Annotated in this window: 1 protein-coding gene; it reads left to right on the top strand. The window is 74.3% G+C overall.

Translation table 11 applies throughout. The features are described from left to right. Positions 1-611 (top strand): GTPase (locus tag G3I78_RS46930; RefSeq protein WP_164436717.1); only part of this gene is annotated, 611 nt, incomplete at both ends.

Below are 611 nucleotides of genomic sequence, written 5' to 3' on the forward strand. Positions count from 1 at the left end.
AGTCGAAGGCCGCCGAGCAGGCCGAGGTCGCGATCTCGCTCGCCGACGCCGTGCTGTTCGTCGTCGACGCGACCGTCGGCGCCACCGCGACGGACGAGCGCGTGGTCCGGCTGCTGCGCGAGTCCGGCAAGCCGGTCGTGCTGTGCGCCAACAAGGTCGACGGGCAGTCGGGCGAGGCGGACGCGGCCTACCTCTGGAGCCTCGGCCTCGGCGAGCCGTACCCCGTGTCCGCGCTCCACGGGCGCGGGACCGGGGACCTGCTCGACGCCGCCATGGCGGCCCTGCCGACCGAGTCCGCCCACGGCGAGGTGCGCCCGACCGGCCCGCGGCGCGTGGCGCTCGTCGGACGGCCGAACGTCGGCAAGTCGTCGCTGCTCAACAAGATCGCCGGCGCCGACCGCGTCGTCGTCGACGAGACCGCGGGCACGACCCGCGACCCGGTCGACGAGCTCGTGACGATCAAGGACGTCCCGTACGTCCTCGTCGACACCGCGGGCATCCGCCGCCGCGTGCACCAGACGAAGGGCGCGGACTTCTACGCGTCGCTGCGCACCCAGGCCGCGATCGAGAAGGAGGAGCTCGCGGTCGTGCTCGTGGACGCGTCCGTCCCG

This window comes from Streptomyces sp. SID13726, assembly GCF_010548375.1.
Classification (GTDB): Bacteria; Actinomycetota; Actinomycetes; order Streptomycetales; family Streptomycetaceae; genus Streptomyces.